The organism is Psychrobacter sp. GW64-MNA-CIBAN-0177 (assembly GCF_040309585.1).
Taxonomy (GTDB): Bacteria; Pseudomonadota; Gammaproteobacteria; order Pseudomonadales; family Moraxellaceae; genus Psychrobacter; species Psychrobacter okhotskensis.
In genome coordinates, this window is the sequence record NZ_JBEOOY010000555.1 from 1 (window position 1) to 241 (window position 241).

Sequence of the window (241 nt, forward strand, 5' to 3'; positions counted from 1 at the left end):
TCCCAAAGCAGTGCCACTAGACTATCAATCTTGGCACGCACCGCAGGCGACATCGTATCAGGGGCGAGCAATAATATGTCCACATCAGAATACAACGACAACTCACCACGCCCATAACCACCGGTGGCAAATAACGCCAAATCGGTGTTATCAAGCTCAAAGCAGGTAAATAAAGCAATGAGCAATTCATCAATCGCACACGCACGAGCCGTCACCAATTGACGAATCGGCAGTCCACGCT

Annotated in this window: 1 protein-coding gene; it reads right to left on the reverse strand. The window is 49.8% G+C overall.

Annotation, left to right across the window (positions count from 1 at the left end; genetic code table 11):
• Nucleotides 1-241: nucleotidyltransferase domain-containing protein (locus AAEY79_RS16195; RefSeq protein WP_352289759.1), on the reverse strand; the 241-nt coding region annotated here is incomplete at both ends.